At 68.8% G+C, this 26612-nt stretch carries 22 protein-coding genes and 1 riboswitch; of the genes, 7 read left to right on the forward strand and 15 right to left on the reverse strand.

Annotated elements, in window-relative coordinates:
* Positions 1-38: 38 nt before the first annotated feature.
* Both ASG43_RS14195 and ASG43_RS14200 read left to right on the forward strand, forming a co-directional pair.
* The gene (locus ASG43_RS14195; RefSeq protein ID WP_056506185.1) at positions 39-287 is read left to right on the forward strand and encodes a hypothetical protein; all 249 of its coding nucleotides are present in this window, start codon (positions 39-41) and stop codon (positions 285-287) included.
* A 121-nt stretch (positions 288-408) separates the two neighbouring features.
* The gene (locus tag ASG43_RS14200; protein WP_082490916.1) at positions 409-1164 is read left to right on the forward strand and encodes an HAD-IA family hydrolase; all 756 of its coding nucleotides are present in this window, start codon (positions 409-411) and stop codon (positions 1162-1164) included.
* 67 nt (positions 1165-1231) lie between these two features.
* On the opposite strand, the gene ASG43_RS14205 is transcribed toward ASG43_RS14200, so the two are convergent.
* The 5 genes from ASG43_RS14205 to ASG43_RS14225 all read right to left on the reverse strand — a co-directional run bounded on the left by ASG43_RS14205 (position 1232) and on the right by ASG43_RS14225 (position 8524).
* Complete coding sequence (locus tag ASG43_RS14205) at positions 1232-3565, reverse strand: DUF3772 domain-containing protein (protein ID WP_056506191.1); 2334 nt, start codon at positions 3563-3565, stop codon at positions 1232-1234.
* A gap of 147 nt (positions 3566-3712) precedes the next feature.
* Positions 3713-5518, reverse strand: a complete 1806-nt coding sequence (locus ASG43_RS14210) for a glycoside hydrolase family 15 protein (protein WP_056506194.1) — start codon at positions 5516-5518, stop codon at positions 3713-3715.
* A gap of 7 nt (positions 5519-5525) precedes the next feature.
* Positions 5526-7070, reverse strand: coding sequence for a GMC family oxidoreductase (locus ASG43_RS14215; protein WP_200939515.1), 1545 nt, complete (start codon positions 7068-7070; stop codon positions 5526-5528).
* Positions 7067-7759 carry a gluconate 2-dehydrogenase subunit 3 family protein gene (locus tag ASG43_RS14220; RefSeq protein ID WP_056506197.1) on the reverse strand — a complete coding sequence of 231 codons (693 nt, stop codon included), beginning with the start codon at positions 7757-7759 and terminating at the stop codon, positions 7067-7069. The genes ASG43_RS14215 and ASG43_RS14220 overlap by 4 nt, the downstream gene beginning before the upstream one ends.
* 120 nt (positions 7760-7879) lie before the next feature.
* Entirely contained in the window at positions 7880-8524 is a 645-nt protein-coding gene (locus ASG43_RS14225; protein ID WP_056506199.1) for a thiamine diphosphokinase, read from the reverse strand.
* 90 nt (positions 8525-8614) lie between these two features.
* A riboswitch (TPP riboswitch) is annotated at positions 8615-8716 on the forward strand.
* Between the two features lie 117 nt (positions 8717-8833).
* Here ASG43_RS14225 and thiB point away from each other — a divergent pair.
* The 4 genes from thiB (at position 8834) to ASG43_RS14245 (ending at position 14042) form a co-directional block, all read left to right on the forward strand.
* The gene (gene thiB / locus ASG43_RS14230; protein WP_244488113.1) at positions 8834-9820 is read left to right on the forward strand and encodes a thiamine ABC transporter substrate binding subunit; all 987 of its coding nucleotides are present in this window, start codon (positions 8834-8836) and stop codon (positions 9818-9820) included.
* A gap of 4 nt (positions 9821-9824) precedes the next feature.
* Positions 9825-11492, forward strand: coding sequence for a thiamine/thiamine pyrophosphate ABC transporter permease (thiP, locus tag ASG43_RS14235; protein ID WP_056506206.1), 1668 nt, complete (start codon positions 9825-9827; stop codon positions 11490-11492).
* Positions 11489-12268 (forward strand): ATP-binding cassette domain-containing protein, encoded by a 780-nt coding sequence (locus tag ASG43_RS14240; protein ID WP_056506209.1) that lies wholly within the window; start codon positions 11489-11491, stop codon positions 12266-12268. The genes thiP and ASG43_RS14240 overlap by 4 nt, the downstream gene beginning before the upstream one ends.
* Positions 12269-12506: 238 nt before the next feature.
* Positions 12507-14042: a M48 family metalloprotease gene (locus ASG43_RS14245; RefSeq protein WP_056506729.1), complete on the forward strand. Its 1536-nt coding sequence runs from the start codon at positions 12507-12509 to the stop codon at positions 14040-14042.
* 136 nt (positions 14043-14178) lie between these two features.
* Here ASG43_RS14245 and ASG43_RS14250 read toward each other — a convergent pair whose 3' ends face one another.
* The 8 genes from ASG43_RS14250 to ASG43_RS14285 all read right to left on the reverse strand — a co-directional run bounded on the left by ASG43_RS14250 (position 14179) and on the right by ASG43_RS14285 (position 24015).
* On the reverse strand, positions 14179-15045 hold the full coding sequence (locus ASG43_RS14250) for an RNA polymerase factor sigma-32 (RefSeq protein WP_056506211.1): 867 nt from the start codon (positions 15043-15045) through the stop codon (positions 14179-14181).
* 576 nt (positions 15046-15621) lie between these two features.
* Positions 15622-16221 carry a CarD family transcriptional regulator gene (locus tag ASG43_RS14255; protein WP_056506214.1) on the reverse strand — a complete coding sequence of 200 codons (600 nt, stop codon included), beginning with the start codon at positions 16219-16221 and terminating at the stop codon, positions 15622-15624.
* A gap of 491 nt (positions 16222-16712) precedes the next feature.
* The gene (fdxA, locus tag ASG43_RS14260; RefSeq protein WP_056506217.1) at positions 16713-17051 is read right to left on the reverse strand and encodes a ferredoxin FdxA; all 339 of its coding nucleotides are present in this window, start codon (positions 17049-17051) and stop codon (positions 16713-16715) included.
* A 221-nt stretch (positions 17052-17272) separates the two neighbouring features.
* Complete coding sequence (locus ASG43_RS14265; RefSeq protein ID WP_056506220.1) at positions 17273-17665, reverse strand: RNA-binding S4 domain-containing protein; 393 nt, start codon at positions 17663-17665, stop codon at positions 17273-17275.
* Positions 17666-17674: 9 nt separating this feature from the next.
* On the reverse strand, positions 17675-21229 hold the full coding sequence (locus ASG43_RS14270; protein WP_056506223.1) for a helicase-related protein: 3555 nt from the start codon (positions 21227-21229) through the stop codon (positions 17675-17677).
* 78 nt (positions 21230-21307) lie between these two features.
* Positions 21308-21547, reverse strand: a complete 240-nt coding sequence (locus ASG43_RS14275) for a hypothetical protein (protein ID WP_156386712.1) — start codon at positions 21545-21547, stop codon at positions 21308-21310.
* 377 nt (positions 21548-21924) lie between these two features.
* Complete coding sequence (gene phbB, locus ASG43_RS14280; RefSeq protein ID WP_056506230.1) at positions 21925-22650, reverse strand: acetoacetyl-CoA reductase; 726 nt, start codon at positions 22648-22650, stop codon at positions 21925-21927.
* Between the two features lie 180 nt (positions 22651-22830).
* Positions 22831-24015 carry an acetyl-CoA C-acetyltransferase gene (locus ASG43_RS14285; RefSeq protein WP_056506232.1) on the reverse strand — a complete coding sequence of 395 codons (1185 nt, stop codon included), beginning with the start codon at positions 24013-24015 and terminating at the stop codon, positions 22831-22833.
* 319 nt (positions 24016-24334) lie between these two features.
* Here ASG43_RS14285 and phaR point away from each other — a divergent pair, with 319 nt between their 5' ends.
* Entirely contained in the window at positions 24335-24964 is a 630-nt protein-coding gene (phaR, locus tag ASG43_RS14290) for a polyhydroxyalkanoate synthesis repressor PhaR (protein ID WP_056506732.1), read from the forward strand.
* Positions 24965-25263: 299 nt separating this feature from the next.
* Here the strand turns inward: phaR and rpmF are convergent, their stop codons facing one another.
* Together rpmF and ASG43_RS14300 are read right to left on the reverse strand one after the other, a co-directional pair.
* Complete coding sequence (gene rpmF, locus ASG43_RS14295) at positions 25264-25449, reverse strand: 50S ribosomal protein L32 (protein WP_056506235.1); 186 nt, start codon at positions 25447-25449, stop codon at positions 25264-25266.
* Between the two features lie 315 nt (positions 25450-25764).
* Entirely contained in the window at positions 25765-26457 is a 693-nt protein-coding gene (locus ASG43_RS14300) for a transglycosylase domain-containing protein (protein WP_056506735.1), read from the reverse strand.
* Between the last annotated feature and the right edge of the window lie 155 nt (positions 26458-26612).

Raw genomic sequence — 26612 nt, forward strand, 5'->3', positions numbered from 1 at the left:
TGCTTTAAGCCCGGGGAACAATCCGCCGGGACAGATCGATGGCCGAAAAGATTCTCCACATCGTCCAGCAGTTCGAGCGCATGGGCAAGAAGCTCGTCGCCGGACGTGCGATGGAGTTCAAGACGGCGGCGGAGGCGCTGGCGCGGGCCGAGCGCGATGCGGCCCGGATGGCCGGGGTCGTCGCCCTCACGCAGACGATCGATCCCGACACCGGGGAGGTGCTGGAGGATCCGGTGATCCTTGCACGCCATGGCGACCTGCCCCGCGAGTTCCAGCCCGAAGATTGAGTGCGGTGACCTTGGGACGCTTCGTCCCCGAGCCCCTCCGCGACGGGCCTTGCCCGAGCCTTCCCCCTTCGAACGGCCCCGGCGCAGCGCGCCGGTGCGCCGGACCTGCGAGACGAGACCCATGACGAACGCCACAACCCCTTCCCCGACAGGCCCTTCCCCGACAGGCCCTTCCCCGACAGGCCCCTCCCCGACAGGCCCCTCGACGAGCCACGCCCTCTTCGGCGAACGGATCTTCGATGCCATTCTCTTCGACATGGACGGAACGCTCATCACCTCCATCGAGGCGACGACGCGCGTCTGGGAGGCCTGGGGCCGCAGCCATGGGCTCGACGTCGAGACGCTGATGCCGACGATCCACGGCGTGCGGGCAATCGACACGATCCGCCGGCTCGGCCTGCCCGGCGTGGATGCGCAGGCGGAGGCCGATGCGCTTCTCGCCGCCGAGATCGCCGATACCGGCGGCGTCGCGCCGATCGACGGCGCGCTCGCCTTCGTCGCGAGCCTGCCCTCGGAGCGCTGGGCGATCGTCACCTCCGCGCCCCGCGCGCTCGCCGAACGTCGGCTTGCCGTCGCCGGCCTCCGGCCGCCCGCCGTGCTCGTCACCGCCGAGGACGTCTCGCGCGGCAAGCCCGCGCCCGACTGCTTCCAGCTCGCCGCCGAGCGCCTCGGCTATCGCGCCGAGAACTGCCTCGTCTGCGAGGATGCGCTGGCCGGCATCGCTGGCGGCGTCGCGGCGGGCGCGGCCGTTCTCGTCATCACCGCGACCCACACCCACACGATCGAAACCGGGCACCCGATGACGCCGAGCTATGTCGACATACGGGCCGAGGCGCGCGACGACGGCGCGCTCCACGTGACGCGCAAGGCCGGCTGATCCGCCACTCGTCGCCCTCGCCGCCGTCCTCGCCGCCGTCCTCGATCGCCTCGGCCCGCGCGGTCGGTCACGCCTGCGCGACGAGCGGAATGCCGTCCTTGCGCAGCCGCTCCAGGAGCGAGAACAGGACGGCGCTCCGCGTCGCATAGACGGCGCGGGGTCCGGACACGAAGGCGAAGGACTTGAACGCCACCTGACCGCCCTCGATCCCATCGATGAAGATCGAGGGCGCGGGTTCCGGCAGCACCGCATTGTGCCCGGCATAGACCTCCAGCAGCGCCGCCTTCACCGCCGCCACGTCGACGTCGAGGGGCGCGGCGAAGTTGATCTGGATGCGCCCCAGCGGATTGGCGAGCGTCATGTTGCGGATCGACTTCGTGATCAGCTCCGAATTCGGCACGATCAGCGTCGAGCGGTCGGCGATCTGGATCTCGGTGGAGCGCACGCTGATGCGCTTCACGTCACCTTCGTCCGTGCCGATGCGCACGGTGTCGCCGATCTTCACGGGTCGCTCGGCAAGGAGGATCAGCCCCGAGATGAAGTTCTGCGTGATCGCCTGGAGGCCGAAGCCGATGCCGACCGAGAGGGCCGAGACGACGAGCGCGATCCGTTCGACGCCGATGCCGAGGAGGGTCAGCGCCCAGAAGCCGGCAAGGATGAAGCCGACATAGCTGACGATGGTGGAAACCGAGTTGCGCGCGCCGGGATCGAGGTCCGTGGCCGGAAGGTAGCGCTCGTCGAGCCAGCTGCGCACCGCCCGCATCAACAGGATGCCGACGACGAGCGCGATCACCGCCTTCAGGATCGCGCCGGGCACGAGCGTGACGCCGCCGATGCTGATCTCGGCGGTCGAGCCGAACTGGTAGAAGAGCGACGTCGCGCCGGGTCCGAGCGGTCCGGTGAGGAGGAGCGCGGCCAGGACCAGAATGCCGATGCGCAGCAACGCCGATGTGACGACGCCGAGCTGCCCGACCTGAGACTTGCGCAGGCCGAGTCCGGAATGGAGCGAGCGGCCGAGTCGGCTGTTCGGCGACAGGAAGGTCGTGCAGAGATCGTCGACGACGATCAGGAGCAGATAGGCGGTCGAGGCGACGATCGCGGTCCAGATCGTCTGGCGGCTGAGGAAGAGCGCGATGTTGACGTAGCCCTGGAGGGCCGCGCCGATCGACACGGCGACGGCGATCCAGGCGAGGATGGTGGCGAGCGTCACGATCGTGGTGCGCACGTTCGGCTCGCGGTTCGCATCCTCCGGATGGCTCCGGCGCAGGCGACCGAGGCTGACGAGGATCGCGATGATCAACCCGCAATAGGTGAAGGCGACGATGTAGTTGCCCAGGATCGCCGCGGCCCGGCTGACGCCGATCGAACGGCCGCCCTCGACGAGGAAGACGCCGAGAAAGGTCAGGAGCGCGCCGAGCGGGGGAAAGGACCGCAGCTTTCTCGCCGCTTCGTCCGAGATCGGCAGGAGGCGCCAGGAGGATTGGCCGACCAGAAGGAGCGCCGCGCCGAGCGAGATGATGAAGGCGCCGATCGAGGCCGTGATCATCATCGTCTCGGCGAGCGGACGCGTGCCGCGCGTCAGGATGTTCGCCCAGTTCATCGCGAGATAGAGGACGAGACAGGCGAGCGCGGAGGTCGCGGTCCCCACCACCACGAACCAGACCGCCAGGGCCGAGCGGCGCGCGCGCGTGCCGGCCGTCTGCTGCAGGGCGAAGGTCCGGCCCATATGCCGGAGGCGTCGCCGCGCCGGTCCGACGAGGAGCCAGGCCGCCAGGAGGCTCGCCAGCAGCACCACGTAGCGCTGCACCGTGCCTTCGCCCGGAATGCGCAGGACCTGATCGGTGACGAAGTCCCCGAACCGCGCCCAGTCGTCGGGAAAGCGGTCGGCCACGTCCGACCAGAGGCGGGGCGACAGCGGTGAGGCGACCTGCTGGAACGTGTCGCGGCTGAAGGCGACGTTGATCTCCCGGATCATCCGGTCGATCATCTCCTTGGCGTCGGCGGCCAGCAGCCGGCCCCGCTTGATCGCCGAGTCCACGGTGTCGCGCTCGCCCTGGAGCTCGGCGCGCTGGGCCTTCACGTCGCCGGCCTCGCCTTCGCTCGGCTCGCCGAGTTCGGCGATCCGCTGGTCGAGCTGGGCGAGCTGCGGCTCGAGCAGCGCGACCGTGGCATTGGCGGTCGTTCCGACGACGATGCCGCGATCGCGCAGGTCGACCTTCTGCTCGGCCGTCGTGGCGCGGTCGGCCTCGGCGCTGATCGCCTTCAGCGCCTCTGCCTGCAGGTCGAGCACCGCCACCGGGTTCGGCACGGCCTCCTGCGCCAAGCCCCGCGGCGCGATCGCCAGGAAGACGCAGAAGAAAAGCGCGGCGAGGAGGCCGCCGGGAATGGTCCGGATCGTCATCGCATCTGGCGGCGCCTGGAGAGCCGCCCCTTCATGAATCGGGAGGACGTCCGTTAGACCGCGATCATGGCGAAGTCGACACCGCCGGACGATTTGGTGAAGCGCGCGTGCGACCTCGGTTCGGCGGGGAAGCGGATGCCCCGCCGTTCACACCGGCTCGCCGGACAGGGTCGCCGCCGTCTGGATCAGGGCGAGATGCGTCAGGCCCTGCGGCATGTTGCCGAGAAAGCTGAAATCGCGGGGATCCATCATCTCCGGCAGGATGCCCGGTCCCTTGTCGACGATGCGCAACAGCGCCTCGAAGCGCGCCTTGGCCTCCTCGGCATGGCCGAGCAGCGCCAGCCCCTCGATCACCCAGAAGGAGCAGGCGAGGAAGCAGCCCTCGTCGCTCTCGACGCCGTTGTAGCGAAAGTGAAGCTCGCCCCGTCGAAGCTCGCGGTCGATCGCGCGCAGCGTCTTCTCCAGCCGATCCTTGCCGTCGAACCCGAAGCGCACGGCCAGCGCCAGCGAGGCGTCGATCCGGTCGGACCCGGGAAAGAAGACGTAGGACTGAAGCCGCTCCGACCAGCAGTTTTCATTGATCCAGTCGATGATCCGATCGCGCGCGCGCACCCAGCGCTCGCGGCTGGTGCCGGGAATGTGGCCGCCGTCGGCGAGGTCCACCGCCCGCGCCAGCGCCTGCCAGGCCGAGATCTTCGACATCGTGTAGTGCTCGCGCTCCTCGAGCTCCCAGATGCCGCAATCCTTCCGGCGCCAACGCTCGGCGCATTCGTCGGCGGTGCGCGCCAGCGTGGCGGCGCTTTTCGGGTCGAGCACATGGCCCGCCGCGACGAAGCGCGCCGCGGTCTCGAGGATGTCGCCGTAGATGCCGTGCTGGTGCTGGTCGGCGGCCTGGTTGCCCGCGACGACGGGGCGCGAACCCCGATAGCCCGGCAGATCGACCTCGCGCATCTCGTCGAGGAGGCGTCCGTCGAGACGGTAGCAGACCTTCGCGCCATGCTCGTCGAGCCGCTTGATCAGCCAGGTGAAGGCGGCTTTCGCCTCCGCCATCGAGCCGATCCGCATGAAGGCCTTGATCGTGTAGGAGGCGTCGCGGACCCAGGCATAGCGGTAATCGTAGTTCTTGGTGTTGCCGATCCCTTCCGGCAGGGAGGTCGTGGCAGCCGCGGCGATGGCACCGGTCGGGGAATAGAGGAGGAGCTTCAGCGCCAGCGCCGAGCGCAGGACGAGCGGGCGATAGGCCCCGCCATAGCGCATGTTGCCGCTCCACTCGCGCCATTCGGCATCGGTGGTGTCGATGCGCTGGTCGATCGTCTCGGCCGCTTCCGCCACCAGCGGCTCGTCCTCGCCCGCGAGAATCGCGACGACCTGCCGTTCGCCGGGGCCGACCTCGATCGTTCCGTCGATCCGCTCGTCCGTCTCCGTATCGAGCCTCACGCCGTCGCTGTAGCGCAAGAGCCCGATGACGCTGCCGGCGTGGAAGGTCGTGGCATTGTCGTTGCGCGACAGGAAGGGGCAGATCGTGTCGGCGCGGGTGCCGAAACGCAACTGCATCCGGAACCGCACCCGGCCCTCCAGGCCTTCGACACGGCGGGCGAGCTCGCACCAGGGCAACCGTCCGGCCGTGCCGCTGTTCAGCGATTCCGTGACGCGCGCCCGGCCGCTCATCGTGACGAAGGTGGTCTGAAGGACGTTCGAGCCTTCGAGATAGGTCCGCTCCGCCTCGAAGGGCTCGTCCGGCGTCAGGCCGAAGCAGCCGCCGGATTGCTCCGCGAGAAGCCGGTCGAACATCGGCGGCGTGTCGAGATTGGGCACGCACCACCAGTCGATCGAGCCGTCGATGCCGATCAGCGCGACGCTCCGCCCGTCGCCGATCGCGGCGTAGCTTTCGAGCGGGAGATAGCCGAGCGCCTCGCGGTCGTGGACGGGGCTCGTGTCCGATCGCTGATCCATCAGAACCTCATGCCGAAAGAAACGCGTCGGCGGTGCGCAGCGAGAGCGCCATGATCGTCAGCGCCGGGTTGGCCGAGAGCGAGCTCGGAAAGGTCGAATTGTCGGAGATCCAAAGGTTGTCCACCTCGAAGGACCGGCCCGTCGGATCGACCACCGCCCGCTCGGGATCGGTTCCCATCCGGCAGGTGCCGATCGTGTGGGCCGTGCGCTCGAGGACCCAGATGTCGCTCGCGCCCGCCGCCTCCCAGACCCGCGTCATGAAGCCGACGGCATGATCGCGGATGGCCGTCTCGTTCGGACCGTAACTATAGCAGATCAGGGGCTTGGAGAGGCCGCTCTCGTCCTTTTCATCGGACAGGGTCATCAAGTTCGCCTCCGAGGGCAGGCCCTCGCCGTTGATCCCGATCCCCGCGATATGGTTGTAGCGATCGAGATAGTCGGTGAGGCGCGAGCCCCAGAGCCCGCGCCCGCGCGCCACCTGGTCGGCGAAGGTCTGGAGCACCACGCCGAGACTCTGAACGAGATAGCCGCCGGCGAAATCGGCATCATTCGGGCGCACCATCTCCTCGGTGATGAGCGAGGACGGATAGCCCTTGTTCATCCGCATCTCCGCTTCGAAGGTTCCCCAGACCTGCGTCGCGACATGGGCCGTGTAATTCCGTCCGACCTGTCCGTTGCGGTTGGCGATGCCGTTGGAGAGAAGCAGCCGCGGCGTCTCGATCGCGCCGGCCGACAGGAACACCGCACGGCAGCGCTGACGATGCTCGCGATCCTCGTGGCGATAGATCACGGCCGAGATCCGTCCCTCGCGGTCGAACTCGAAACCGGTCGCGAAGCAGCCCGGCCGGATCTCCGCGCCCTCGCCGACGGCGAAGGGCAGGTAGGTCACGTCCATCGAGGCCTTGGAGCCGTTGCGGCACCCTTGGTGGCAGAAGCCGCAATTCGCGCAGCCGTAGCGCGTGTCGCCGCCCTCCTGCGCGAAATCGCGGGACGTGACGGCGACGGGCGCATCGTCGGCGAGGACGCCGAGCGCGGCGCAGCCCTTGGCCATGGCCTCGGCCGGCGCATTGCGCTTCACCGGCGGCAGGGCATAGGCGCGGGAGGTGTCCCAGGGATAGCGGGCGGGTCCGGACACGCCGATGAAGCGCTCGACCTCCTCCCAATAGGGCACGAGGTCGGCGTGGCGGATGGGCCAGTCCTCGCCCCGCCCCGTTTCCGATTTCAGGCGCATGTCGCGCGCGTCCGCGCGCGGCACGAAGGCGCCCCAGTGCAGCATGGAGCCGCCGACGCCGATCCCGCTGTTGTTGGCGCCGAAGGCTTCGGGCGTGCGCCCGCCGCTGATCCGCTCGTTCATCCAGTAGAGATCGGCGGCCTTGGCCTCGTCGGCATAATAGGCTTCGGGATCGCGGTTGCGGCCGGCCTCCAACGCGACGACGCTGAGCCCGCGGGCGGCGAGGCGCGCGAGCAACGGCGCGCCGCCGGCTCCGGTGCCGATCACGACGGCGTCGACGGTCTCGCCTTCCGCATGGCGGCGCATGGCGTCGAGCTTCACGATGCCGCTCCTTCGACGAGCGCCCGCGGCTCCCAGTCTTCGCGCCGGCCGATTCCGACGGCCGAGAAACCGGTGAAGGCCGCCCCGCCCGCGCCGCCATTGGCGATGCCGGAATAGCCGATCCGCGCCATCGTCGCGGGATGGGCGACGTAATGGCGAACCGCGTCGGACCGGAGCTCCTCGAACCAGAGCACCATCTGCGCGGCCGTGAAGCGGTCGCTTCGACCGTCCATGCCGGCCGCTCCGTCCGCGATCGCCTGCAGCAGCGCGTCGCGCGCCGGGCGCGGCAGATCCGCAAGGCCGCGGCCCTCCCGCTCCAGCGCGAGGTCGTCGAGCGTTTCCAGTCCCACCCGATAGGCGTCGGGATCGCTCGGCAGCGCCTCATAGCGCCAACCGTTGCCGGTCGCCTCCGCCATCATCGTGTCGAGGCGGGCGGCCAGATCGATCGACGCGCCGGGCCCCTGCGGGATGACGCTGTCCAGCGCCGCGCGCAGCACGTCCAGATGACGCGCGTCCAGCGAACGCGGACGGGTCGCGGGATCGAGCGGCTCGGCCCGTTCGAGAAGCGCGGCGCGCAGATGGGGACTGACGCGCGAGGAGCGGATCAGCGCCTCGTAGGCAGAGGGAATGGCCGGCGGGGCCTCGGTCGGACGCGTGGCGGAAGCCTCGCTCGGTCGGTCGTCTTTCACGCAGAGGTCCTGATCGTTTGACGTTCTGATTGGACGGCTAACTGGTCCGCCCGTCCCGCCAAGCAACCACTGAGCCAAACTGCCGCATTGCGGCAGGACCACCGCCGAGCCCGCCAGCGGTCAGTCCGGCCCGGCCTCCGCCTGGACGATCAGCACCGCCCGTCCCTTGCTCAGCGACACCTCGACCGGCCCCGTCGCCTCGTTCGACTGCGTCAGGATCGAGGCGAAGGACAGCGACATGTTCTCCAGAGGCCATTTCGCGCCGGAAATGCTGAGGCCTTCGACATCGGAGAACCGGAGCACGGAAAAGGCCGCGCCCGGAACGGCCTGCAACCGCGTCGCCTGGCCTTCCACCAGCGGCACCGCGCGCTCCGCTCCGTCGAAGAGTTCCACGGGAATGCCCCGCTCGGCGAGGCCGAGGGCGAGGACGAGATGCATGAAGGCGTGATCCGTGCGCGGCCCGCCGGAGGCGCCGACGACGAGAAGGCTGGTCGCCCCGCGCGCGAGGGCCGTCTCGATGGCGAGTTCCCCGTCGGTCTTGTCCTTGTCGCGCGGAAAGGTCCGCCGCACGACACCGGCATGGCGCGCCTGAAGCTCGGCATCGGCGGAATCGAAGTCGCCGATCCAGAGCTCGGGCACGATCCCGAGCGGCTCGGCATGGCGCATGCCGCGATCGGCCGCGATCACCCGCGTCGCCGCGACGTCGGCGATCAGCGCGGATGTCGGGCGGATCGTGCCGGCGAGGAGGATCGTGAAGCGGCTCATGCCCGCCGCTCTAGACCAGCCCCGCAAGGCCCGCAACGCCGGCGGATCCCGAGGGAGCTTGCGGCGGGATCGACGCCGCACTAGGATCGCCGCGCTCACACGGGGTGCCCATTGGGGCTGAGAGGCGGAACGCGCCAACCCGACGAACCTGATCCGGCTCGTACCGGCGGAGGGATGGGGAGCGGTCCGCGGGAAGCGCATCGCCCGTGGTCGGCCGCCGTCCAGCCCGACGCTGCGAACCGCCGCCCGCGAAGGATGAAAACCCCCGTGACGTCAGCCGCCGTTCCGACCTCGCCGCTCGTCCTGTCGCTGCTGGCGACGATCCTTCTGCCCGCCGCCGCCGGGGCGCAGGGATCGGAGAAGCCGGTCCTCACCGTCTACACCTATGACAGCTTCGTGCCGGACTGGGGGCCGGGGCCGAAGATCGAGGCGGGGTTCGAGGCGTCCTGCGGCTGCGATCTGAAATTCGTCGGCCTCACCGACGGCGTCGCCATCCTCAACCGCCTGAAGCTCGAAGGCGCGAACACCAAGGCCGACATCGCCCTCGGCATGACCGCCGAGCTGGTGCCGGAGATGAAGGCGAGCGGCGTCTTCGCGCCGAGCGGCGTCGACGTCTCCAAGCTCGCCGTGCCCGGCGGCTTCTCCGACGACACGTTCGTGCCCTTCGACTATAGCTATCTCGCCTTCGTCTACGACACCGAAACGGTGAAGACGCCCCCGACCAGCCTCGACGCGCTCGTCAACGGCGATCCCGAGGAGAAGATCGTGATCGAGGACCCCCGCTCCTCGACGCCCGGCCTCGGCTTCCTTCTCTGGATGAAGGCCGTCTACGGCGAGGAAGCGGACGAGAAGTGGAAGCGTCTGTCCAAGCGCATCCTCACCGTGACGCCCGGCTGGAGCGAGGCCTACGGGCTCTTCACCTCCGGCGAGGCGCCGATCGTCCTCTCCTACACGACCTCGCCCGCCTACCACATCATCGAGGAAAAGACCGAGCGCTACCAGGCGGCCGCCTTCTCGGAAGGACACTACCTGCAGCTCGAACTCGCCGGGCGCCTGGCCACGTCGAAGCATCCCGATCTCGCCGGACGGTTCCTCGCCTATCTCGTCTCCCCCGAGGTCCAGGCGATCCTGCCGACGACCAACTGGGCCCTTCCCGTGACCGCGCCGGCGACGCCGCTGCCCGACGCCTTCGCGCGGCTGGTCCAACCGGCAAAGCCGCTCGTCATCCCCGCCGAGGAGGTCGCGAAGAACCGCAAGGCCTGGACCGCGGAATGGCAGGCCGCACTCGGTCGCTGATCCGATGACGGCCGAGATCCGCCGCGCCATCGCCCACCCCGACCGGCGGGAACGCCTCGCGTTCGGAGCGGCGGCCCTCTCGCTGCTCGCGGTCCTCGTCGGGGGGGCTTTCGCCGCGCTTCTCGCCTTCGCGGGAACCGGGCCCGGCTTCGCCGCGCTCCTGTCCGACGCCTATCTCCAGGGCGTCGTCCGCTTCACGCTTCTCCAGGCGGCGCTCTCGACGCTCCTGTCGATCGGCTTCGGCCTCCTCCTCGCGCTCGCGCTCCATCGCACGCGCTTTCCCGGCCGCGCGCTCGTCATCCGGCTGATGGTGTTGACGCAGGCGCTCCCCGTTCTCGTCGGCGCGCTCGCGATCCTCGCGGTCTGGGGTCGCAACGGGATCGTCTCGGAGGCGCTCGTCGCGGCCGGCCTCGGGCGGCTCGACGTCTACGGGCTCGGCGGCATCCTGCTCGCCCATACGTTCTTCAACATGCCGCTGGCCGCCCGACTGATCCTCTCGTCTCTCGACGCGGTGCCCGGGGAGAGCTGGAAGCTCGCCGGACAGCTCTCGATGAGTCCGCTCGCCACGCTCCGCATCGTCGAGGCGCCCGCGATCCTCAAGGCTCTGCCGGGCGCCGCGAGCCTCGTCTTCATGCTCTGCGTCACGAGCTTCACGCTCGTCCTGGTGCTCGGGGGCGGTCCGGGCGCCACGACGCTGCAGGTCGAGATCTACCAGTCGCTGCGCGCCGACTTCGATCCCGGTCGCGCCGCGCTGCTCGGCCTCGCGCAGATCGCGCTGACGCTCCTCGTGCTCGCCGCACTCCTCCGGCTGGAGCGACCCACCGACACCGGCGCGACGGACGGACGCACCGCCCGGCGCCACGACCGACCCGGCGCCGCCGTCGCCGCGCTCGCCGCCGTCATCGCGGGGCTCGGCACCGCCTTTCTCATCGCGCCGTTCCTGGCCATCCTGATGCGCGGTCTCGCCGCCGACCTGCCGCGCCTTCTCGGCGAGGCCGCGGTGCAACGCGCCGCCGGGACGAGCCTCGCCCTTGCCCTCGTCTCCGCGCTCCTGTCGCTGACGCTCTCCGCGCCGCTGCTCCTCGCGGCCGAAACGCTGCGCGCCGAGCGGTCGGCCGGGCTGCGGCGCTGGCGCTCGGTCTTCACGCTGTCCGGCGGCCTCGTCCTCGTCGTGCCGCCGATCGTGCTGGGCGCCGGCTGGTTCCTCGGCCTCAACCGCATCGCAGACGCCTTCGCGCTCGCCCCCGCCGTCATCGTCGCGGCCAATGCTCTGATGGCCATGCCCTTCGTCACCCGCATCCTCGCACCGGCGCTCGCAGACGCGGCCGCGCGCCAGGACAAGCTCGCCACCAGCCTCGGCCTCTCCGGGCTCGCCCGCCTGCGCCTCGTCGAGCTGCCCGCATTGCGGCGGCCGATGGGTCTTGCCTTCGCCTATGCGATGGCCCTGTCGCTCGGCGATCTCGGCGTCGTCACGCTCTTCGGCAACGAGGACCTCCTGACGCTGCCGCTCCTCCTCTACCAGCGCATGGGCAGCTACCGCACCGCCGATGCAGCCGGTCTCGCGCTGCTTCTCGGCCTCGGCACGCTGCTCATCGTCGTGGTGGCCGAACAGCTCTTCGCGGCGCGCACATCCCGGCACCGGACATTCGAGACCGGGACATCCCGGTCATGACCGCGCCCACCCGCCCGCTCCCGACGCCCGCCCTCCACCTCGATGCCGTCACCTGCCGGTTCGGAACGGAGACCATGCGTTTCGACCTGTCCGTCGCGCCCGGCGAATGGCTCGCGATCATCGGTCCGAGCGGCGCCGGCAAGTCGACCCTGCTCGACCTCGTGGCGGGCTTTCTGTCGCCCGACGAAGGGCGCATCCTCATCGACGGGATCGACCGGACGGGGGATGCGCCGGCTCAGCGCCCGCTCAGCCTCGTCTTCCAGGACAACAACCTCTTTCCCCATCTCGACGTCTTCCGGAACGTCGCGCTCGGCATCACCGCGCGCCGCCGGTTGTCGGACGGGGAGCGCGCGCGCGTCGAAGCCGCGCTCGACGCCGTCGGCCTGCCCGGATTCGGCCACCGCCGCCCCGGCACCCTGTCCGGCGGCGAGCGCCAGCGGGTCGCGCTCGCGCGGGCCGTCCTGCGCGAAAGGCCGCTGCTTCTCCTCGACGAGCCCTTCGCGGCCCTCGGCCCGGCGCTGCGCGCCGACATGCTCGAGCTCCTCACCCGTCTCAAGGCGGCGCGCAGCGGCGGCGCCCCCCATGGCGACGACCGCTCCGCGAAGCGCAGCGCCCCGCCGATGACGATCGTCCTCGTCACGCACAATCCCGAGGATGCCCGCCGCCATGCCGACCGCGTGGCCTTTCTCGATGCGGGGCGGATCGCCGTCACCGGCCCTGCCGCGATGCTCGACGCGCCGGAGGACGCCGCTCTTCGTTCCTATCTTGGACGTTGAGTCCATTGGCCGAATCCCACTTTCGACGGAATCGGGGTCCAAGGGCTTCGCTGGGGACCGCGCCATCATCGTGCATTGCGAAAAACCTTCTCGACTGTGTCCTGGCGAGCCTTTCGCGCAGATCCCATTTGCAGGTAAGGAAGCCGGCTTGCGATGCCGGCCTCTTCGAATCGAACGCGACGAGGCCGGCGATCGGGCGATGGGCGTGTCCGGCAGGCGCAAGGGAACGAAGACCGACATGGCGGCTTTCTCCTCGACAGGACGGCGGTTCTCCGGCGCAGGACGCGCTTCGGGCGTCGGTGCGATGCTGCTCGGACTTTCGCTGCTGGGCGCCTGCACGACGATCGAGAACGGCCTCCAGGAGGCTGCCGGCGTCGAGGCGTCCAAGGCCGCCTACCTTCCGGGTCCCACGCGCGAACCCGTGACCTTCGAGAATCTGCAAAAGGCCGATCCGCAGTCTTCGATCGGGCGCTCGCAGCACCCGAAGATCCTCCAGGCTTATGGCGGGGCCTATTCGGACCCGAAGCTGGAACAGACGCTCGCCGGTATCGTCGGCCGTCTCAGCGCCGTGACGGACGATCCGAACCGGGTCTACCGCATCACGGTGCTGAACTCGCCGAACGTCAACGCCTTCGCGCTGCCGGGTGGATATCTCTACGTGACCCGCGGTCTTCTCGCGCTCGCCAACGATTCCGCGGAGGTCGCCGCCGTTCTCGCGCACGAGATGGCCCACGTGACGGCCAATCACGGCATCGAGCGCCAGAAGCGCGAGGAGGCCGCGGAAATCGCGGGCCGCGTCGTCACCGAAGTCCTCGCCAGCGACTCGGCTGGCCGTGCGGCCCTGGCGCGCGGGCGGCTCAACCTCGCGAGCTTCTCGCGCAATCAGGAACTCCAGGCCGATGCGCTCGGCATCCGCCAGACCGGACGCGCCGGCTACGATGCCTTCGCGGCCTCGCGCTTCCTGCGCGCGATGGACAGCTATTCGCACTTTCGCACCGCCTTTCAGGCGGACGATCCCAATCTCGACTTCCTCGCCTCCCATCCCGCCGCGCCGCAACGCGTGGAACTCGCCGAGCGTCACGCCCGCGAGTTCGGCATGAACGGGACGGGCCTGACCGACCGTGATCGCTACCTCAACGGCATCGACGGCATGCTCTTCGGCGACTCCGCCGTCGAGGGCTATGTGCGCAACCGGTCCTTCTACCATCCCGGCCTCGGCATCACCTTCGACGTGCCGGCGGGCTTCGTCATCGACAACACCGCCGAGGCGGTGCTCGCGACCGGCCCCGGCGACACCGCCATCCGCTTCGACGGCGTCGCCCTGCCCCGCTCGTCCGGCCTCGTCGATTACATCAAGTCCGGCTGGATCGGCGGCCTCGACGTCGGCAGCATCCGCGAGTTGCGGATCGCCGGGCTCGATGCGGTCTCCGCCCGCGCGGCCGGCGGCGAATACGTCTTCGACGTCACCGTCATTCGCGTCGGAGACCAGGTCTACCGCTTCCTCACCGCTCTGCCCGCCGCCTCGGACGCCAGCGTCGGACAGATCGCGGGCACCGTCGCCAACTCCTTCCGGCGGCTCAGTGCGGAGGAGCAGGCCTCGCTGAAGCCGCTGCGCATCCGCATCGTCGCCGCCTCCAGCGGCGACACCGCGCAGAGCATCTCCAACCGGATGATCGGCGTCGACCGCAAGCTCGAAATGTTCCAGCTGCTGAACGATCTGAAGCCGGCCAGCACCTTGAAGGTCGGCGGACGCTACAAGATCATCGCGGAATGAGCCGGGGATAGGCCCGCCCGCCGGTTCGTTCGGCGGCGGCGGGCTGCGCCGGTCGGGCCATCATTGAAGGTCCTTCCATGCAAAAGGCCGGACGCGAGCGCCCGGCCTTCGATAATGTCCTTCGGTCGAGACCGCTTCAGCTGAGATAGGCGGCCTGATCCGGATTGGTCTGCAGGAGCGCGGTGCGCAGCTTCTCCAGCGCCCGCGTCTCGATCTGCCGGACACGCTCCTTGGAGATGCCGAGCTTGGAGCCGAGGGCCTCCAGCGTCGCGCCGTCGTCCTGCAGGCGACGTTCGCGGATGATCTTCAATTCGCGATCCGACAGGACGTTTAAGGCCGAGTTCAGCCATGTCACGCGCCGCTCATCGTCGATCGAGGTCGACACCATCTCGTCCGGCAGGGGATCCTTCGCGACGAGGAAGTCCTGGCGATCGGCCGATCCGGACTCATCCTCGATCAGCGGCGCGTTCAGCGAGGAATCGGGTCCCGAAAGCCGGGAATCCATGAGAGCCACGTCCCCTTCGGACACCTTCAGCGCGGTCGCGATCTCACGATACATCGCGGTGCCCGACAGGCTGTCCGAACCCTGGCTGAGGCGCGCCCGCAGACGACGGAGGTTGAAGAACAGCGCCTTCTGCGCCGACGACGTTCCACCGCGCACGATCGACCAGTTGCGCAGGATGTAGTCCTGGATCGAAGCGCGGATCCACCAGGTCGCGTAGGTGGAGAAGCGCACCTCGCGCTCCGGCTCGAACCGGGCGGCGGCTTCGAGAAGGCCGACATGCCCTTCCTGGATCAGGTCGTTCATGGCCAGCCCGAAATGCCGGAACTTGGAGGCCATCGAGATCACGAGGCGCATATGCGCCGAGGTGATCTTGTGAAGAGCCTCCTGGTCCTGGTTCTCCTTCCACTTCACCGCCAGCTCGTACTCCTCTTCCCGCTGGAGATAGGGCGCGGCCATCGCGGCTCTGATCATCGTGCGACGTGCGGATTGGGACTTCATCGCTCAAACCTTCCGGTGCGGGCCTGACGACGGGTCTCGCGGAGAACGAGGCGCCGATCGAGAAGGCGATACGGTGAGGCGGAGCGGAGCAGGCGAACTGCGGTCTCGACCTCGGCGGCCGGACACATGGAGGAAGAGACCCCATGCGTCACGTCCCTCATCAACGCGATGATAAGGACAACGTTCCCGCAGGGGCAAACTTTTTAAGACTGAAGTTAGGGCAGGCACGAAACGCGGCAAGCCTGACGCCGGTCGAAACCGAACGGGAGACGGCGGGCAATCCCGCGCGACGACGCGAACGCGCCTCCCCTGCCCGACCGGCCCAACGCCCCGCGTGGGCTTTCCGGTCCGCACGACGGCCTCGCGAACCCCGCCGCCCCTGACGTCATCACTCGAGTGTGGAACGCGCCGACGGCAGCTCCGATCCCGGGTCGGCGCGAAACCCCGAAAGCGCCCGAACCGCTTGCCGGCGCGAACGTCGTCCGCAGGCAGGCAGGCCGCATGCCTGCGCCCAAAACAAAGCCGGCCGCGAGGATGTCGCGGCCGGCTTGAATCGGATGGGTCGTTGAAGCGGGGTCAGGCCGCCTGAACTTCCTCGGCCACCACGTCCTCGGCCTCGGCGTCGGTCTCGCCGTCTTCGTCGACCTTGGCGGTGCGCTTGGGGCCCTTGTTGAGGTTCACCTCGATGAGGCGGACGGCCTCGGTCTCGGATACCTCGTTGACGGCGGCGAGTTCGCGCGCCATGCGGCCGAGCGCGGCCTCATAGAGCTGACGCTCCGAATAGGACTGCTCCGGCTGGCTGTCCGCGCGATAGAGATCGCGGACGACCTCGGCGATCTGGATGAGATCGCCCGAGTTGATCTTCGCGTCGTATTCCTGAGCGCGGCGGCTCCACATGGTCTTCTTCACGCGGGCGCGGCCTTGGACGACCTTGAGGGCGCGCTCGACGAAATCGGTCTCCGACAGCTTGCGCATGCCCACGGCTTCCGCCTTGGCGACCGGCACCTTGAGGCGCATCTTGTCCTTCTCGAAGTCGATGACGAAGAGCTCGAGCTTCATCCCTGCGACGACCTGTTCCTCGATCGCCACGATCTGCCCGACGCCATGCGCGGGATAGACGATGCTTTCGCCGGTCTTGAAACCCTGACGCTGGGAGGTCTTCTTTTGAATGGTCATACGCCCTCTTAAACTCCCTGTTGTGCCGGGCCGCGACAGCCGCTAGACACGGGGGGTCGGTGCTTCGCACCACCCATCTTCGATGCGCTCCGCGAGACCTGCGAAGCGACAGCGGCACCCTTCGAAGACGACGGGATCCGTTGAGGTCCAAGGCGCTCCCACGGCCCCCGGGATGTCAGGGGCGTAAGCGGCGAACCAATGGTGGGAAAACGTCCTTTCGAGGCACCCGGAGCGATCGGACTTCCGTCACCGGAAGCAGTTGTCGCTCGACTGTCATCATTAGATTATCTTATTCTCCCGCAAAATTCAAGGTTTATACCGAACCGCTGCAGATCGGTCACAGCTGGGCCGGACGCACCGCGTCGATGGTCCGCGCCGTCGCCGCGCAGGCGAGGCGAGGCCCGCAGAGCCTGGGAAACATGCGAAAAGCCGGAGCGAGCCCCGGCTTTCCTGCAGAAGTCTCGTCGAGTTGGACTGCCGGAATCGCGCGGTCAGTCACCCTGCCCGCGCTCGGGAGAAAAGTATTTTTCGAACTTGCCCGTTTCGCCATCGAACTTGGCGGCATCGGCCGGCGCATCGCGCTTGATCGTGATGTTCGGCCAAGCCTCCGCATATTCGGCGTTGACCTTCAGCCACTTGTCGAGACCCGGCTCGGTGTCCGGCTTGATCGCCTCGGCCGGACATTCCGGTTCGCAGACGCCGCAATCGATGCACTCGTCGGGGTGGATCACGAGCATGTTGTCGCCCTCGTAGAAGCAGTCCACGGGACAGACCTCCACGCAATCCATGTACTTGCACTTGATGCAATTGTCGGTCACGACATAGGTCATAACGGGTCCTCGGGATCGGACCGCGCAGCGGCCCCTGTCCAATGGCGAACGGGACCCGATCCCGCCCGGCCCCATTCAAGCCTGCGGAGGTAACGGCTGTGCCGTGCGCTGGCAAGGGCAAACCATGCCGCACGCGGGGTCCGTTCCGGAACTCTTTTGCGTTGCAGCGACTCCGCCGCATCTTTCGGGGTCGATCGCCGCAGGGCGGAACCTGCTGCGCGTCAGCTCTCGCCGTCCCACCGCAGCCGATCGAGCGCGCGGCGCTCCCGCTTGTTGGGGGGATGTTCGCTCGGCGTGTAACCGGCCTCCACCGCGGCGGCGGCCTTCTCCTCCGGCTTGGGCGCCGGAGGCGTCAGATCCTCGTAGAGCACCTGCGCCTCGGGCGCGGGCCCCCGGCGCTGGCCTGGATCCAGGATCTTGAGGACCTTGACGCTTCGTCCGAGCGTGATCGTCAGGACGTCGCCCGGACGCACGAGTTTGGCCGCATTGTCGATCTTCTCGCGGTTGACGCGCACGCCGCTCGCGAGGACCAACTTCTGTGCAAGGCTACGCGATTTGACGATGCGCGCGAAGAACAGCCACTTGTCGATGCGCTGTTCGACCGCTCCCGTCACCGACCGCCTCTACTTCCCGAGTTTGTCCTTGAGCGCCGCGAGCTTGGCGAAGGGCGAGTCGGGATCGATGCGCGCCGGGGCTTTGGAGGTCTCGAACCGACGTGGCTCGCCCGCGCCCGGAGCCTTGTCCGGACGAGGACCACGCTTGTCGCCGCCAAAGCCATCGCGCCGATTCTCGCGACCGTCCCGATTGTCCTTCGAGCCGCCGGCGCCCTCGCCGCCGCCCTTGCCGCCGAAATTGCGCGGTCCACGATCGCGCTCGCCGCCCGGTCCCTTTCCGCCGCCGCCCTGTCGGAACGGACGTCCGCCGCTGCGCTCGCCCTCCGGACGCCCCGGACGCGACGCGACCGCTTCGGCCGGCGCGACCGCTTCGCCGCCAGCCGGTCGCTGGCCGTCGCGTCCGGTCTGGGGACGCCCGCCGCCGCGCTGATGACGGCCGCCGGGGCGCTCGCCCGCACGACCCTCGCGCGGACCGCCACGGCCCTCATGGCGTTGCGGACGCCAGACCTGGACGATCTTGATCTCGGCAGGGGCCGCCGGTTCGGCAGGCGCCGGGGCCTCCGAAGAGGGAACCGCGTCCCCGGACACGACTGCGCCGTCGGCGGGAGAGGCATCGGCCGAACCGACCTCCTCTGTCGCCGTTTCCGGCTCGGTCGTCGCGGATGTCTCGACCGAAGCGTCCGCATCGACCGGGGCATCCGGCTGGACATCGTCCTCGACGGCGTCCTTCGCCGCGTCTTCGGGCGGCGCTTCGACGATCGGGCCCTCCGAGACCGCGGGCTCGCCGACAACCTCGCTCGCGGGCTCGCTCTCGGCAGCCGTGGATGCGGCGTCCTCGGAGGCAGGCGCGTCGAGCCCCGGTGCGAGAACGCCGTCGGCGGCCTCCGCAACGGCGGCCGTCAACGCGTCGTCCGTCGTCGCGCTGTCCGTCGTCGCGTCGCTCTTCGGTTCGGGCGCAAGACCATCGGCGGATGCCAGAGCGTCGGCCGGCGCAAGAACGCCGCGCGCGGCTTCCGCCGCAGCCGCTTCCGCCGCCGCGGCCTTGGCAGCCTGCGCCTCGGCGGCTTCCGCTTCCTGGCGGGCGATCGTCTTCTCGATGTCCTTCGCGTCGATGCCCTGGCTGCGATAGCCCAGTCCGCGCAGGATCTCCTCCATGTCGTCGGCGGTCGCGCCCAGAATCGACATCATCGCGGGGGTCACCAGGAACTGCGAACCGTTGAAGCCGCCCTCGGGGCGCTTCGAGGTGCCCGGCTTCCAGGCGAGCGCCGGCCGGATCAGATCGGCGAGGCGCTCCAGGATGTCGATGCGCACGGCACGCCGGCCGAGCAGGCGGTAGCCCGCCAAGGCATAGAAGATCGGATCGAAGGCGGGATCGGCGACGGCCGAGGTGCGCCCCGTCGACAGGAGATGGGTGACGTCGCCGAAGCCCGGCTTGTCGCGCCCGTCCTTGGCGATGGCCCAGAGCAGCGTCAGGAGGTTGGCGGGCGCGGGCTTCACCAGCGCCGGCACGAAGATGTGGTAGGCTCCGAACCGGACGCCGTGGCGCCGAAGCGCGGCGCGGGCGTCCTGGTCGAGGGAGCGGACCTCCTCGGAAATGTCGCGGCGCTGGATGAGGCCGAAATTCTCCACGAGGCGATAGGCGATGCCGCGCGCCGTGCCGTCGAGCCCTTCGGCGGACTTGAGGTCCATCAGCGGCTTCAGAACCGTCGAGACCTGGTAGGTCACGAAGCGCTCGGCGCGCGCGGCGACCTTGTCGCGGGCGGGACCCGTCAGCTGCTCGTCGGCCAGAAGCACGACGCGCGGGCTCAGCGCATCCTCGCCCGAGGTCAGCGAGGCGACCGGAGCGCCGAGCCAGCGCAGGAGGCCGTCCTGCCCGAGCGCGAGATCGCCGTTCGGCGCGTTGGAGAATCGCTCCGCGCGCGATTCGAACTCTCCGGCCAGCGCCTTCTGCGCGGCCAGTCGAACGGCTTTGGCGTCGGGTCCGTCGGCTTTGGTGTCCGGCGAGAACCTGAATCCCTGCAGTTCGCCGACATGGTGGCCCTCCACGAGCACCTTGCCGTCGACGCCGATTTCAGCCTCCATGGATGCGTTCTCTCTCAGCCGCTTCATCAAGACGCTTGTCCTGCGGTCTACGAAGCGTTTCGTCAACCGTTCGTGAAGAGCGTCGGAAAGCCGGTCTTCGATGTCGCGGGTCTTTTCCTGCCAGTGTGACGGATCGGCCAGCCATCCCGGATGGTGCGAGATGTAGGTCCAGGTGCGGATTTCGGCGATCCGGCGGGACAACGTGTCGATGTCGCCCTCCACCCGGTCGGCGCGAAGCACTTGGGCGGCCATGTAGTCTTCCGCCACGTGCCCGCGCCCGACGAGATCGCCGAAGACGCTCGCGATGATCTCGGCATGCTGGGCGGGCGCGATGCGGCGGTAGTCGGGAAGCTTGCAGGCCTCCCAGAGCGTCTCGACGCGCTTGGCGTTCGTCGCGCGATCGATGACGAAGGGATCGCGCGACAGGAAGTCGAGCGCTCTCGCATCGACCGCCGGCAGCGCCCGCGTCAGTTCCGGAGCGTCCGGCAGGACGTCGAGGCTCGCCTTCAAGCGCTCGATCGAGCCGAAGTCGAGTTGATCGGATCGCCATTGGAGCACGCGCACCGGCGGAAAGGCATGGGCCTCCAGCGCCTCCACCATCTCGTCCGGAAAGGGATCGACCCGGCCGGTCACGCCGAACGTGCCGTCGCGCAGATGCCGTCCGGCCCGGCCGGCGATCTGCCCGAGTTCGGCGGGCGTCAGCTGGCGATACTGGAAACCGTCGTATTTCCAGTCCTGCGCGAAGGCGACGTGATCGACGTCGAGATTGAGACCCATGCCGATCGCATCCGTCGCGACGAGGAAGTCGACGTCGCCGGACTGGTAGAGCTGGACCTGCGCATTGCGCGTGCGCGGGGACAGGGCGCCCATCACGACCGCCGCGCCGCCGCGCTGGCGCCGGATCAGCTCGGCGATGGAATAGACCTCGTCGGCCGAGAAGGCGACGATCGCCGAGCGCCGCGGCAGGCGCGTCGTCTTCTTCTGCCCGGCATAGAGGAGCTGCGACATGCGCGGCCGCGTGATCACCTGGATCCCCGGCAGGAGCCGCTCCAGCACGCCGCGCATCGAGCCCGCTCCGAGCAGCAGCGTCTCGGAATGGCCGCGAGTGTGGAGGATCCGGTCGGTGAAGACATGGCCGCGTTCGAGATCGCCGGCGAGCTGGACCTCGTCGATGGCGACGAAGGCCGCGTCGGTCCTGCGCGGCATCGCCTCCACGGTGCAGACGTGGAAGCGGGCATGCTTGGGCTTGATCTTCTCCTCGCCGGTGATCAGCGCGACGTTGGAGACGCCGACCCGGTCGACGACCTTCTGGTAGACCTCGCGCGCCAGCAGTCGAAGCGGCAGCCCGATGACGCCCGAGGAATGGGCGACCATGCGTTCGATGGCGAGGAAGGTCTTGCCCGTGTTCGTCGGCCCCAGCACGGCCGTCACGCCGGATCCGCTGTAGGGGCTGTTGTGGGGCGCTCGAAAGGAGGCGATCATATGCAGGCTACTTAGGGTGTCCGCGTCGTCAGCGGAAGGCGCCGTCGATGGGCGTCGGCGAACGGTTGCCGGGAAGGGTCAGAGCCAGAGCGCTTCGCGCAGGATCCGGTTGGCGCGAAACGCCCGATCGGGCCCATCCGATCTCAGGCGCTCGATGAGGTCGATGTCGAGCCACGCCCCCTCGCCCGGACCCGCCTCCTCTTGGAAGAGCAAGGGAGGATCGTCGCGGTCGCGGCGCGTGGCGGCGGTGATGACCGCATCGTCTTCCGGTGTCGTCGTATCGATCGGATCGACGGCGCGGGACGCGGCACCCGCCATCGCGGCCGTCCTGCTTGTCGCGGCGGGCATGGCGCTCGGCCTCTCCTGTCGTTTGCCGTGCGACGCGAGATCACCCGGAGATGGGCATCGCGCTCCATGCGGACGAGGACGTGAACACGCCGCTCCACGCGACCGAGCGCGCCCCACCGAAGCTCGCCCTACGACCGGCGACTGTCCGGTTCGGTCGACGCCGTCGCCCCGTCGAGCGCCGCGACACTGTCGAACGAAACGCCATGCGGAGCAAGATTGCTCGCCGCCGTCGCCGGGTCCCGTTCGAAGACCGCGCCGCCACGCATGGCGGCGCGGTCTTCTTCATGCTCGAGGCGAAGCAACCGGGATCGAGGCGAAGCACTGGGCTTCCGGCAACGTACCGGGCTTCAGGCGAAGTACTGGCCGCCGTTCGCCGAGATCGTCGCGCCGGTGATGAAACCGGCATCCTCGGCGACGAGGAAGAGGACGCAGCGCGCGACCTCCTCGGGCTCGCCGAGACGCCCGACCGGGATCTGCGGGATGATGCGCTCGTTCAGCACCTTCTCGTCGATGGCGCGGACCATCTCGGTGCCGATATAGCCGGGGCAGATCGCGTTGACGGTGATGCCGACGCGCGCGCCCTCCTGCGCCAGGGACTTGGTGAAGCCGATGTCGCCCGCCTTGGCGGCGGAGTAGTTGGCCTGCCCCGCCTGTCCCTTCTGCCCGTTGATCGAGGAGATGTTCACGACGCGTCCGAACTTCCGGTCGCGCATCCCCGTCCAGCAGGGATGCGTCATGTTGAACAGGCCGTTCAGATTGGTGTCGATGACGGCCTTCCACTGGTCCGGGGTCATCTTGTGGAACATGGCGTCCCGCGTGATGCCCGCATTGTTGACGAGGATGCCGACCGGGCCGTGCTCGGCCGCGATCGTCGCGACGTTCTCGGCGCAGGCCTCGTAGCTCGCCACGTCCCATTTGGCGACATGGATGCCGGTCTCGTCGGCAAACGCCTTCGCGGCGTCGTCATTGCCGGCGTAGCTCGCCACGACCCGGTGTCCGGCGCCCTTCAGCGCCTTCGAAATCGCCGCGCCGATGCCGCGCGTGCCGCCGGTCACGATGGCCGTTCTCTGCATGTCGTCCTCCCACCTTGTTGCCCATCCCGAAGGCTCTCGCCCGCGCGCTTCCACCCGGCGGCCTCTCGGCGCCGCGCGTCGTCCCGGCGGTCCTCTCGAGGGGACCGCCTTTTCCCTGGCCGTCCCGGCAGGCCTGCCGCGACGGCGCTTCGTGTCGATGACGGTCGGTACGCCCAGCGTTCAGTCGCGCTCGAAGCACATGGCGACACCCATGCCGCCGCCGATGCAGAGCGTGGCGAGGCCCTTCTTGGCGTCGCGGCGGATCATCTCGTGGATCAGCGTGTTGAGGATGCGCGCGCCGGATGCGCCGATGGGATGGCCGATCGCGATCGCGCCGCCATTGACGTTGACGATGTCGGGATTCCAGCCGAGATCCTTGTTCACCGCGCAGGCCTGGGCCGCGAAGGCCTCGTTGGCCTCGACGAGATCGAGGTCGTCCACCGACCAGCTCGCCTTTTCCAGCGCCCGGCGGGAGGCCGGGATCGGTCCGGTGCCCATGACGGCGGGGTCGACGCCGACCGACGCCCAGGAGACGATGCGCACCAGGGGCTTCAGGCCCCGGCGGTTCGCTTCCGCCTCGCTCATCAGGACCGCCGCCGCCGCGCCGTCGTTGATGCCGGACGCGTTCGCGGCCGTCACGGAGCCCTCCTTGTCGAAGGCCGGGCGCAGCTTCTGCACCTTGTCGAGCGTCGTGCCGGCCTTGATGTACTCGTCGTCGGACACGACGATGTCGCCCTTGCGGGTCTTCACCGTGAACGGCACGATCTCGTCCTTGAAGCGACCCGCGCTCTGGGCGGCCTCGGCCTTGTTCTGCGAGGCGACGGCGAAGAGGTCCTGCTGTTCGCGCGTGATCTGGAACTGGCGCGCCACGTTCTCGGCCGTGATGCCCATGTGGTAGCCCTGGAAGGCGTCGATCAGGCCGTCCTTCAGCATCGTGTCGACCATCTTCAGGTCGCCCATCTTCGTGCCCGAGCGCAGATGGGCGACATGCGGGGCCATGGACATGGATTCCTGACCGCCGGCGACGATGATCTTGGCATCGCCGAGCGCGATCTGCTGGAGGCCGATCGCCACCGCGCGAAGGCCCGAGCCGCAGAGCTGGTTGAGGCCCCAGGCGGTCGCCTCCTTCGGGATGCCGGCCCCCATGGCCGCCTGCCGGGCCGGGTTCTGCCCCTCGCCGGCCGAAAGAACCTGGCCGAGCACGACCTCGTCGACCTCGCCCGGCTCGACGCCGGCGCGCGACAGCGCCTCGCGGATCGCGGCGGCACCGAGCTCGTGGGCCGGGACATCGGCGAAGGCGCCGTTGAAGGAACCGACCGGCGTGCGTGCGGCGCCGACGATGACGACCGATTGTGCGTTGCTCATCTCATGTCCCTCCTCGGACGTTGGCGAAGCGCTCGACCTTTGCAATCGAGGATACGCCCGCTGTGACAACCCGCTTGTCGCAGAGGCAGTCGAAGCCTGTCAAACGCCCGTGACGTGACGGGAGGCGCTGGAGAGGCCGAGCGGCGGTTTCCCGCTTCGCATGCGCTTCCCGCTGCGCCGCCGGCGTCGTGCAAACCCCCGCGAGCGTGTTGGAATGAGGGTTTTTTTGTGCCACTCATGATCCATGGCGCACTGCAAAACGCCGGATCAACCGGCGCGGAACCGGCAACAACCGGCAGCGCGAGTGGGAGAGATCGACATGGCCAAGACCACGGACGTCACCGTCATCAAGAAATACGCCAATCGGCGTCTCTACAACACGGGCACGAGCACCTACGTCACGCTCGAAAATCTGGCGGCCATGGTGAAGGGCAACGAGGAATTCGTCGTCCAGGACGCCAAGACCGGCGAGGACATCACCCATTCGGTGCTGACGCAGATCATCTTCGAGCAGGAGAACAAGGTCGGGCAGAACATGATGCCGATCGCCTTCCTGCGCCAGCTCATCCGCTTCTACGGCGACCAGATGCAGATGGTGATCCCGAGCTATCTCGAGCAGTCCATGACCGCTTTCGCCCGCGAACAGGAGGGCTTTCGCGACAAGGGAGCGGGAACGGCCGCCTCGACCCAGAACGCGATCAAGCTGATGGAAACGCAGGTGCGGCGCAACACCGAGATGTTCCGTCAGGCCATGTCCATGTTCAATCCGTTCATGGCCAATGCCATGCTGCCGACCGATGCCGCCTCTCCGGCGTCCGCTCCGGAGCCGGTCCCTGCGGCGCCCGCCGCGGCCGAAGACTTCAACGCGATGCGACGCCAGCTCGACGAGATGCAGAAGCGGCTGGAAGCGCTGGACGCGAAATCCGGCGAGACCGCGCGGGACGGCTGATCGTCACCGCCGCGCGGGACGCGGGGCGGCTTTGAGGCAGCGACGTCCCCCGGCGCTCCCTGGGCATCGATGATGCCCATTGCGGCGCTTCTTGGCGTCCCGGAGGTCGCGCGCGTTCCCCGACCGTCCCCTGCGCGATCGCGGCGCACCGGCGGCGCATGCGGCACCGTCTCGTCGCGCGGGCGCAGGGCGCGGGCGGGTCTGCGGAAGATCCTCGAACGAAAACGGCCGGACCCGAAGGTCCGGCCGTCCAAATCATCTGGAAGCGCCGCCGGCTTGCCGGACGGCCGCCGGCTCGATCAGGCGTCGGCCTTGACCGTGAGAACCTGCTTGCCGCGATACATGCCGGTCTTGAGGTCGATGTGGTGGGGACGGCGCAGCTCGCCCGAGTTCTTGTCCTCGACATAGGTCGGGGCCTTCAGCGCATCGTGCGAACGACGCATGCCACGCTTGGAGGGCGAGGTCTTTCTCTTCGGGACGGCCATGCTCTTCTCCGTATCGATCGGGCGAGGAGGGGCGCATCCGCCCGGCCCGCCGGTCTGGTCAAATCTCTCTTGCGCCGCCCTTTGCCACCTGGCCGGGAGAAGCGCGTCTGCCGCCAAGCGGAGGGCGGGCGGGATCGATCTGCGATCCTCCCCTGTCCGACCGAATGACGGGAATTGGGCGATCCCTTATCAAAGCCGGGCTGGATTGGGAAGAGGCGGGCGCGCATTCGCGCCGTCCTTCGTGTCCCGCGTCCTCGCCCGTCATCCTCGCCCGGTATCGAGACGCTGCCGCGTCTCGGGAGTCCGGCCGCCCGGTCAACCCGTGCGCCGCTCCGTGGCGACGCAGCCGACATAATCCCCAGAGGCGCGCGCTCGGCCCGCGATCTTCGAAGCCTGGGCGGAGAGACCTCGCGAGGGCTTGGCCGGATTGCGCTTCAGCGGCGAGGGCAGCGTCACGGCGAGAAGCGAGGCCTCGCGCGGCGTCAGCGCGAAGGCCGGCTTGTCGAAATGGTGCCAGCTCGCCGCCTCGACCCCGTAGATCCCCTCGCCCCATTCCGCGATGTTGAGATAGATCTCCATCAGCCGGCGCTTGGACAGCATGAGGTCGAGATAGAGCGCGAGCGGCACTTCCAGGCCCTTGCGCACGAAGGAGCGGCTGTTCCAGAGAAAGAGGTTCTTGGCCGTCTGCATCGGGATCGTCGAGGCGCCGCGCGTTTCCTCCCCCTCCAGCGTCGAATCGATCACCGCGTTCAGCTCGCGCCAGTCGACGCCGCCGTGAAAGCAGTACTGCCCGTCCTCCGACATCATCACGGACTGGACGAGCACCGGCGAGATGTCCTCCAGATCCACCCAGTCCCGCGTCACCGGCCGGAACGTGATCCAGTCGCCGAGCATCAGCGTCGAGACGGGATGCACGACCGGGATGGCATAGACCGGCACGAGGGCGATCGGCAGCGCGACGAGGATCGCAAGGATCACGATCAGGAGGCCGAAGGCACGTCGCAGCATCAAGGACTCGGGGGCGAAGGTCACGATGGGGCGAAGGCCCGATGTGCATCCGTCTTATCGGCGCGCGCCCATGCAGGCAACCGGCCGCGCGATGCCGGCGTCGCACCGCGGGGCGCTTGACGCCGTGGTCCCGATCGGCGAAGGCCGCCGCAGGA

Source organism: Aureimonas sp. Leaf454, from assembly GCF_001424685.1.
Lineage (GTDB): Bacteria > Pseudomonadota > Alphaproteobacteria > Rhizobiales > Rhizobiaceae > Plantimonas.

Bases quoted from the DNA above. Each gene is read 5' to 3' on its own strand.
- thiP (WP_056506206.1), top strand. From the start codon at position 9,825: ATGACGGCCGAGATCCGCCGCGCCATCGCCCACCCCGACCGGCGGGAA.
- ASG43_RS14250 (WP_056506211.1), bottom strand. From the start codon at position 15,045: ATGAAGTCCCAATCCGCACGTCGCACGATGATCAGAGCCGCGATGGCC.
- phaR (WP_056506732.1), top strand. From the start codon at position 24,335: ATGGCCAAGACCACGGACGTCACCGTCATCAAGAAATACGCCAATCGG.
- ASG43_RS14285 (WP_056506232.1), bottom strand. From the start codon at position 24,015: ATGAGCAACGCACAATCGGTCGTCATCGTCGGCGCCGCACGCACGCCG.
- ASG43_RS14210 (WP_056506194.1), bottom strand. From the start codon at position 5,518: ATGGATCAGCGATCGGACACGAGCCCCGTCCACGACCGCGAGGCGCTC.
- ASG43_RS14275 (WP_156386712.1), bottom strand. From the start codon at position 21,547: ATGGCGGGTGCCGCGTCCCGCGCCGTCGATCCGATCGATACGACGACA.
- ASG43_RS14200 (WP_082490916.1), top strand. From the start codon at position 409: ATGACGAACGCCACAACCCCTTCCCCGACAGGCCCTTCCCCGACAGGC.
- ASG43_RS14300 (WP_056506735.1), bottom strand. From the start codon at position 26,457: ATGCTGCGACGTGCCTTCGGCCTCCTGATCGTGATCCTTGCGATCCTC.
- ASG43_RS14205 (WP_056506191.1), bottom strand. From the start codon at position 3,565: ATGACGATCCGGACCATTCCCGGCGGCCTCCTCGCCGCGCTTTTCTTC.
- ASG43_RS14225 (WP_056506199.1), bottom strand. From the start codon at position 8,524: ATGAGCCGCTTCACGATCCTCCTCGCCGGCACGATCCGCCCGACATCC.
- ASG43_RS14195 (WP_056506185.1), top strand. From the start codon at position 39: ATGGCCGAAAAGATTCTCCACATCGTCCAGCAGTTCGAGCGCATGGGC.
- phbB (WP_056506230.1), bottom strand. From the start codon at position 22,650: ATGCAGAGAACGGCCATCGTGACCGGCGGCACGCGCGGCATCGGCGCG.
- ASG43_RS14240 (WP_056506209.1), top strand. From the start codon at position 11,489: ATGACCGCGCCCACCCGCCCGCTCCCGACGCCCGCCCTCCACCTCGAT.
- rpmF (WP_056506235.1), bottom strand. From the start codon at position 25,449: ATGGCCGTCCCGAAGAGAAAGACCTCGCCCTCCAAGCGTGGCATGCGT.
- ASG43_RS14245 (WP_056506729.1), top strand. From the start codon at position 12,507: ATGGCGGCTTTCTCCTCGACAGGACGGCGGTTCTCCGGCGCAGGACGC.
- ASG43_RS14270 (WP_056506223.1), bottom strand. From the start codon at position 21,229: ATGATCGCCTCCTTTCGAGCGCCCCACAACAGCCCCTACAGCGGATCC.
- fdxA (WP_056506217.1), bottom strand. From the start codon at position 17,051: ATGACCTATGTCGTGACCGACAATTGCATCAAGTGCAAGTACATGGAT.
- ASG43_RS14255 (WP_056506214.1), bottom strand. From the start codon at position 16,221: ATGACCATTCAAAAGAAGACCTCCCAGCGTCAGGGTTTCAAGACCGGC.